At 70.9% G+C, this 6,393-nt stretch carries 7 protein-coding genes; all 7 read right to left on the bottom strand.

Features of this window, described 5'->3' with window-relative positions; all coding sequences use genetic code 11:
• Positions 1 to 692: enoyl-CoA hydratase-related protein (locus L995_RS20235; protein ID WP_047473261.1), on the bottom strand; the 692-nt coding region annotated here is incomplete at its 3' end.
• Between the two features lie 29 nt (positions 693 to 721).
• Positions 722 to 1,759, bottom strand: coding sequence for a branched-chain amino acid ABC transporter permease (locus tag L995_RS20230; RefSeq protein WP_047473263.1), 1,038 nt, complete (start codon positions 1,757 to 1,759; stop codon positions 722 to 724).
• A gap of 130 nt (positions 1,760 to 1,889) precedes the next feature.
• Positions 1,890 to 2,762 (bottom strand): branched-chain amino acid ABC transporter permease, encoded by an 873-nt coding sequence (locus L995_RS20225; protein WP_034363620.1) that lies wholly within the window; start codon positions 2,760 to 2,762, stop codon positions 1,890 to 1,892.
• Between the two features lie 5 nt (positions 2,763 to 2,767).
• The gene (locus tag L995_RS20220) at positions 2,768 to 3,493 is read right to left on the bottom strand and encodes an ABC transporter ATP-binding protein (RefSeq protein WP_047218401.1); all 726 of its coding nucleotides are present in this window, start codon (positions 3,491 to 3,493) and stop codon (positions 2,768 to 2,770) included.
• Positions 3,477 to 4,301, bottom strand: coding sequence for an ABC transporter ATP-binding protein (locus tag L995_RS20215; protein ID WP_046985185.1), 825 nt, complete (start codon positions 4,299 to 4,301; stop codon positions 3,477 to 3,479). The genes L995_RS20220 and L995_RS20215 overlap by 17 nt, the downstream gene beginning before the upstream one ends.
• A gap of 68 nt (positions 4,302 to 4,369) precedes the next feature.
• Positions 4,370 to 5,554, bottom strand: a complete 1,185-nt coding sequence (locus tag L995_RS20210; protein WP_047473258.1) for an acetyl-CoA C-acetyltransferase — start codon at positions 5,552 to 5,554, stop codon at positions 4,370 to 4,372.
• Positions 5,555 to 5,679: 125 nt separating this feature from the next.
• Positions 5,680 to 6,393, bottom strand: a 714-nt coding sequence (locus L995_RS20205; protein WP_047473256.1) for an SDR family oxidoreductase, incomplete at its 5' end; no start/stop codon positions are given.

Below are 6,393 nucleotides of genomic sequence, written 5' to 3'. Positions count from 1 at the left end.
AGCCGCGCCAGGCGGGCGGCCGCGGCCAGGGCCTGCTCGCGCAGGGCCTCGTCGTCCACGCAGGCCCAGACCAGGCCCCAGTCGGCGGCCTGCTGCGCGCCCAGCCTGTCGCCCAGCAGGGACAGGCCCATGGCGCGCGCACGGCCCAGCCGGCGTTCGATGAACCAGGTGGTGCCCAGGTCCGGCACGATGCCAAGGCGCGGCAGGAAAGGCAGGTAGAAGTAGGCCGAGCGCGCCGCCAGCGCCACATCGCCGGCCAGGGCCAGGCCCACGCCGGCCCCGGCTGCCGCGCCGTTGATGGCGCAGACCACGGGCACGGGCAACTGCTGCAGGTCCAGGATGAGGCGGTTGGACAGCTGCTGCATGTTGTCGGCCGTCTGCGCGCCCAGCGTGCGGCCATCGGCCTGGGCCCCGCCTTGTGCCCCACCTTGTGCCCCGCCTTGTGAGCCGCCCATGGACGACAGGTCCGCGCCCACGCAAAAGCCCCGGCCCTCGGCGGTGAGCACCAGGGCGCGGAGGGAGGTGTCCTCGCGCACCTCGGCCAGCAGTTCGCGCAGCCGCAGCTGCAAGGGCCTGCCCAGCGGATTCATGCGGGCGCTGTCCTGGAGGACGATGAGTGCGATCTCGCCGTTGTTGCCGCTGTCGCCGTTGTTGCCGTGGCGTTCCATGCGGACGGCCTGACTGGAATTCATGGGGGACTCCTGTGGGTGGGGATGGAAAGTCAGGTGCGCGGCCGCTGCCGGGGCAGGTGCAGGCCCGGCCGGCCCGGTCGGCCCAGTCGGTGCAGCAGGCCCATCACGCCGCCGGGCATGGCGAACATGAAGACGATGAGCACGGTGCCGTAGACGGCCCAGGGCGCGGCCTTGGACACCTGCTCGGCCAGCCCCGGGATGAACATGATGAACAGGGCGCCGAACAGCGCGCCCCACAGCGTTCCCACTCCGCCCACCACCACGCCCACCAGCAGCGAAATCGACAGGAACATGGTGAAGGAGTCGGGCGCCACGAACTGCACGGCAATGGCCGACAGCGCGCCGCCCACGCCCGTGTAGCCGGCCGAAATCGCAAAGGCCATGGACTTGCAGTGCGCGTTGTCCACGCCCATGGCCTCGGCCGCCATGGCATGGTCGCGGATGGCGCGCAGCGCCAGGCCGCTGCCGCTGTCTATGAGGTTGCGCGCCATCCAGAACAGCAGGGCCGCCACGGCCAATGCATAGAGGTAGAACCACTGGTCGGCATCCAGCGGCAGGCCCCAGGGCGCCTCGGGCTTGGTCAGCACGATGCCGCCCACGCCGCCGGTCCAGGCCTCCAGGTGGCGGTACTTGAGCAGCTGGGGCATGGCCACGCCCAGCGCAAAGGTGGCCAGCGCCAGGTACAGCCCTTCCAGCCTGAGCGCGGGCCGCCCGAACAGGTAGCCCGCCGCCAGGCTCACCAGGCCCGCTGCAGGCACGGCCAGCCAGTAGACCAGGCCCGCGCGGTCCATCAGGATGCCGGCCGCATAGGCGCCTATGGCGAAGAAGGCGCCATGGCCCAGCGAGATCTGGCCGCTGTAGCCCGTGAGGATGTTCAGCCCCACCAGGGCCACGGCATAGGCCAGCACCATGGTGGCCTGGAACAGCTGGTAGCCCTTGGCCACGAAGACCAGCGAGCAGGCCGCCAGCGCCAGCGCCGCGATCAGTACCGTTCCGAGGGGCAGGGGGCGGCGCGCGCTGGTGGCGTCGACCAGTGCGTCAGACGAGGAGGCGGATCGTGTGGACATCATTGTTCTCCAGGGCGTTGGGCACAAAACTGGCGTGGCCCAAAAGCGAGGGTGTCGTCCCCCTCCCGCGTAGCGAAAGAGGGGGCGCCGTGCAACGGGAAGCGGCGTAGCCGCTCAGGGAGGGCATTGTTCAAACCCTCCTGACGACTTTGCGGCCCATCAGCCCGGCCGGCCGCACGATGAGCACGCCCACGATCAGCACCAGGGCCACAGAAAGCTTGAGTTCGGTGCCAACGACGTAGCTGCCCACCAGGTTTTCCAGCACGCCCACGATGAAGCCGCCCAGCACGGCGCCCGCGGGGCTGTCGATGCCGCCCAGCAGCGCGCCCGCAAAGGCATACAGCAGCACGCCGCTCATCATGTGCGGATCAAGGAAAACCACGGGCGCCACCATCATCCCGGCCACCGCGCCGATGGCGCCGGCCAGGCCCCAGCCCAGCATCAGCATGCGCCCCACGGAGATGCCCACCAGGCGCGAGGAGGCCGGGTTCTGCGCGGCCGCGCGCATGGCCAGCCCCAGCGGCGTGAGCCGGAAGAAGGCAAACAGCAGGGCCACGATGGACAGCGCCACGAAGATGGTGCCCACCTCATGGGCCGACATCAGGGCGCTGCCATACCAGGCGTCGGCCGGGAACGGGCTGGGGAACTCCTTGATGGTGTAGCCGAAGATCCAGCCGGCCAGGCTGTGGAAGACGATCAGCAGGCCGATGAAGACCACCACCTGGGCCAGGTCCGCCGCCTTGTGCATGGGGCGGATGATGGCGAACTCCACGGCCGCGCCCAGCACGAAGGACAGCGCCACCGTGGCCAGGAAGGCCCACCAGTACGGCAGCCCCGCCTGCAGCAGCGCCCAGGCGATGAAGGTGGAGAACATGGCCATCTCGCCCTGCGCGAAATTGATGTGGTGCGTGGCCTGGTAGATCATGACCAGGGCCAGCGCCACGGTGGCGTAGATACCGCCCGTGGCCAGGCCGGCCAGCAACTGGTGGATGAAGGCGTCCATGGCCGCTACTCCCCGAGATAGGCCTGGCGCACCGCATCGTTGCGGCGCATGGCTTCGCTGGGGCCGTGCAGCACGATGCGACCGGTCTCCAGCAGGTAGGCGCTGTGCGCCAGCTCCAGCGCCAGGCGCGCGTTCTGCTCCACCAGCAGGATGGTCATGCCCTGCTCGGCGTTGATGCGCCGCAGGATGCCGAAGATGTCGCGCACCACCAGCGGCGCCAGGCCGAAGGAGGGCTCGTCCAGCAGCAGCAGGCGCGGGCGGCCCATGAGGGCGCGGGCAATGGCCAGCATCTGCTGCTCGCCGCCCGACAGCGTGCCGGCCTGCTGGGCGCGGCGCTCGCGCAGGCGGGGGAAGTAGCCGAACATGCGCTCCATATCGCCGCCCACGTCGGCACGGGCAGCGCGCGTGGGCCGGGCCTGCGCGCCCAGGCGCAGGTTCTCCTCGGCGCTGAGCTGGGCGAAGGTGCCGCGCCCGTCGGGCACATGGCCCACGCCCTGGCGCGCGATGCGCTCGGTGCTGTGCCGGTCTATGCGTTCGCCGGCCAGGCGCACCTCGCCGCGCGTGTCCACGAGGTGGCGGCAGATGGCGCGCAGCGTGGTGGTCTTGCCCGCGCCATTGGCGCCCAGCAGGGCCGTGACGCGGCCTTCGGCCAGGTCCATGTCGATGCCGTCCAGCACGCGCACCGACCCGTAGGCCGCATGCAGTCCGCGGATTTCAAGCAGTGCCGGCATGCGCCACCTCCCTGTCCTGATCCTGCGGCTGCATGTCCGAACCCAGGTAGGCGCGGATGACTTCGGCATGGGCGCGGACCTCGCCCGGTGTGCCCTCGGCGATCTTGCGGCCGAAGTTCAGCGCCACGACCTTGTCGCTCACGCGCATGACCAGGCCCATGTGGTGCTCCACCAGCAGCACGGTCAGCCCCAGCCGGTCGCGCAGCGACAGGATCAGGTCGCCCAGGCCGGCCAGCTCCTCATGGTTGAGGCCGCAGGCCGGCTCGTCCAGCAGCAGCAACTGCGGGCGGCAGGCCAGGGCGCGCGCCAGCTCCACGCGCTTTTGCGTGCCGAAGGGCAGGTCGGCCACGCGGCGCTCTGCCACGCCCGTCAGCTCCAGCAGGGCCATCAGCGATTGCGCCTGGGCGCGGGCTTCTTCCTCGCGCCGGCGCACGCCGGGCAGGCGCAGGGCGTCGCGCACAAAGCCGGCGTGCTGGTGGCTGTGCGTGCCCAGGCGCACGTTGTCGGCCACCGTCATGCTGGAAAACAGGGCCAGGTTCTGGAAGGTGCGGCCCATGCCCAGCGCGGCCATGCGGTGGCGCGCCAGCGTGGCCAGCGGCTGGCCGCGAAAGCGGATGTGGCCGGCCTGCCAGGCATACAGCCGCGACAGGCAGTTGAACAGGCTGCTCTTGCCCGCACCGTTGGGGCCGATGAGGCCGCAGATCTGGCCTGCCGCAACATCGAAACTCACGCCGTCCAGCGCGACGATGCCGCCGAAGCGCAGCGAAACGCCTTCGATGCGCAGCAGGGGCTGCGAGTCCTGGCTCATGGCTTTCCCTCCCCCGATGGTGGGCGACCGGCGCGGGCCGCGCCGGCCGCACGGTGGCATGGCGGCGCCTACAGGCGCTCGATGATGGTGACGTTGGCCATGCCGCCGCCCTCGCACATGGTCTGCAGGCCGTAGCGCCCGCCGCGCGCATGCAGGGCGTGGATCAGCGTGGCCATGAGCTTGGTGCCCGAGGCGCCCAGCGGATGGCCCAGCGCAATGGCGCCGCCGTTGACGTTGAGCCGCGCCGGATCGGCGCCCGTGGCCTGCAGCCAGGCCAGGGGCACGGGGGCAAAGGCCTCGTTGACTTCGTACAGGTCGATGTCGGAGATGCGCATGCCGGCCTTCTTCAGCGCGGCCTGGGTGGCGGGGATGGGGGCCTCCAGCATGATCACGGGGTCATGCCCGAGCAGGCTCATGTGGTGGATGCGCGCCAGCGGCTGCACGCCCAGGGCCTTGAGGCCGCGCTCGCTGACCACCATGACGCCGCTGGCGCCATCGCAGATCTGGCTGGCCGTGGCGGCGGTCACGCAGCCGCCTTCGCGGATGGTCTTGACGCCGGCAATGCCCTCCAGCGTGGCGTTGAAGCGTATGCCTTCATCCACCGTGTGCGGCTGGCCTTCCCCCTCGGTACCGCCTTCGGCGCTGCGCGCCTGCACGGCCAGGATCTCGCGGTCGAAGCGGCCCTCGCGCGCGGCCTGCACGGCGCGCTCATGGCTTTGCAGCGCATAGGCGTCCAGCTGGTCCTTGGCCAGGCCGTACTTGCCGGCCATCATCTCGGCGCCCATGAACTGGGTGAACTCCACGCCCGGATAGCGCTGCTGCATGGCCGGGCTCATGTACACGCCCAGGCCGGACTTGGCGGGCAGGGCGTTGGGCGTGCCCATGGGCACGCGCGACATGCTCTCCACGCCTGCGGCGATCACCATGTCCATGCTGCCCGACATCACGGCCTGGGCCGCGAAATGCAGGGCCTGCTGGGACGACCCGCACTGCCGGTCCACCGTGGTGCCCGGCACGGACTCGGGCAGGGACGAGGCCAGCACCGCGTTGCGCGCCACGTTCGTCGCCTGCTGGCCGACCTGGCTGACGCAGCCCATGATCACGTCCTCGACCTGGGCCGGGTCGGCCTGGCTGCGGCGCACCAGCTCGTCCAGCACCTGGGCCGCGAGATCGGCCGGATGCCAGCCCGAGAGCTTTCCGCCGCGCTTGCCGCCTGCCGTGCGCGTGGCGGCAACGATGTATGCCTGTGCCATGGATATGTCTCCTGTTCCTGTATTCCTGGGGGGATGGTGGCCCGGCCGGCGCGGGCCGGGCATCGTCGCAAGCGACGATTCCGGCCAGGGAAAACGCGGGGACGGTTAGTGGCTGGGCGGTGCGCCTAGCGCGGCGCCATGCGGATGGCGCCGTCCAGGCGCACGCACTCGCCGTTGAAGTAGCCGTTGGTGATCATGGTCTCGGCCAGGTGGGCGTATTCGTCGGGCTGGCCCAGTCGCTTGGGGAAGGGCACGGAGGCGGCCAGCGCCGCCTTCACGTTGTCGGGCGCGCCCTGCAGCAGCGGCGTGTCGAAGATGCCGGGCAGGATGGTGTTCACGCGGATGCCCTCGCCCATGAGGTCGCGCGCGATGGGCAGGGTCATGCCCGTGATGCCGGCCTTGCTGGCCGAGTAGCTGGCCTGGCCCATCTGCCCGTCCTGCGCCGCCACCGAGGCCGTGTTGACGATGGCGCCGCGCTCGCCGTCGGCCAGCGGCTCCAGCGTGAGCATGCCCGCCGCCGACTTGGCGATGCAGCGGAAGGTGCCCACCAGGTTGATCTGGATGATGCGGTCGAAATTGGCCACGGGCAGGTGCCGGATCTCGCCCGTGGCCTTGTCGCGGCTGGCCGTCTTGACGGCATTGCCCGTGCCCGCGCAGTTGACCAGGATGCGCTCCTGCCCGTGGGCCGCGCGGGCCTGGGCAAAGCCCGCGTCCACGCTGGCCTCGTCGGTCACGTCCACGCGGCAGAACAGGCCGCCTGTCTCGCGCGCCAGCGCCTGCCCGGCCGTCTCGTTGAGGTCGAACAGGGCGACGCGCACGCCCCTGGCGGCCAAGCGGCG

This window comes from Delftia sp. ZNC0008 (genome assembly GCF_000799035.1).
Taxonomy (GTDB): Bacteria; Pseudomonadota; Gammaproteobacteria; order Burkholderiales; family Burkholderiaceae_C; genus Comamonas; species Comamonas tsuruhatensis.
This window is presented reverse-complemented; position numbering and strand designations above follow the sequence as displayed.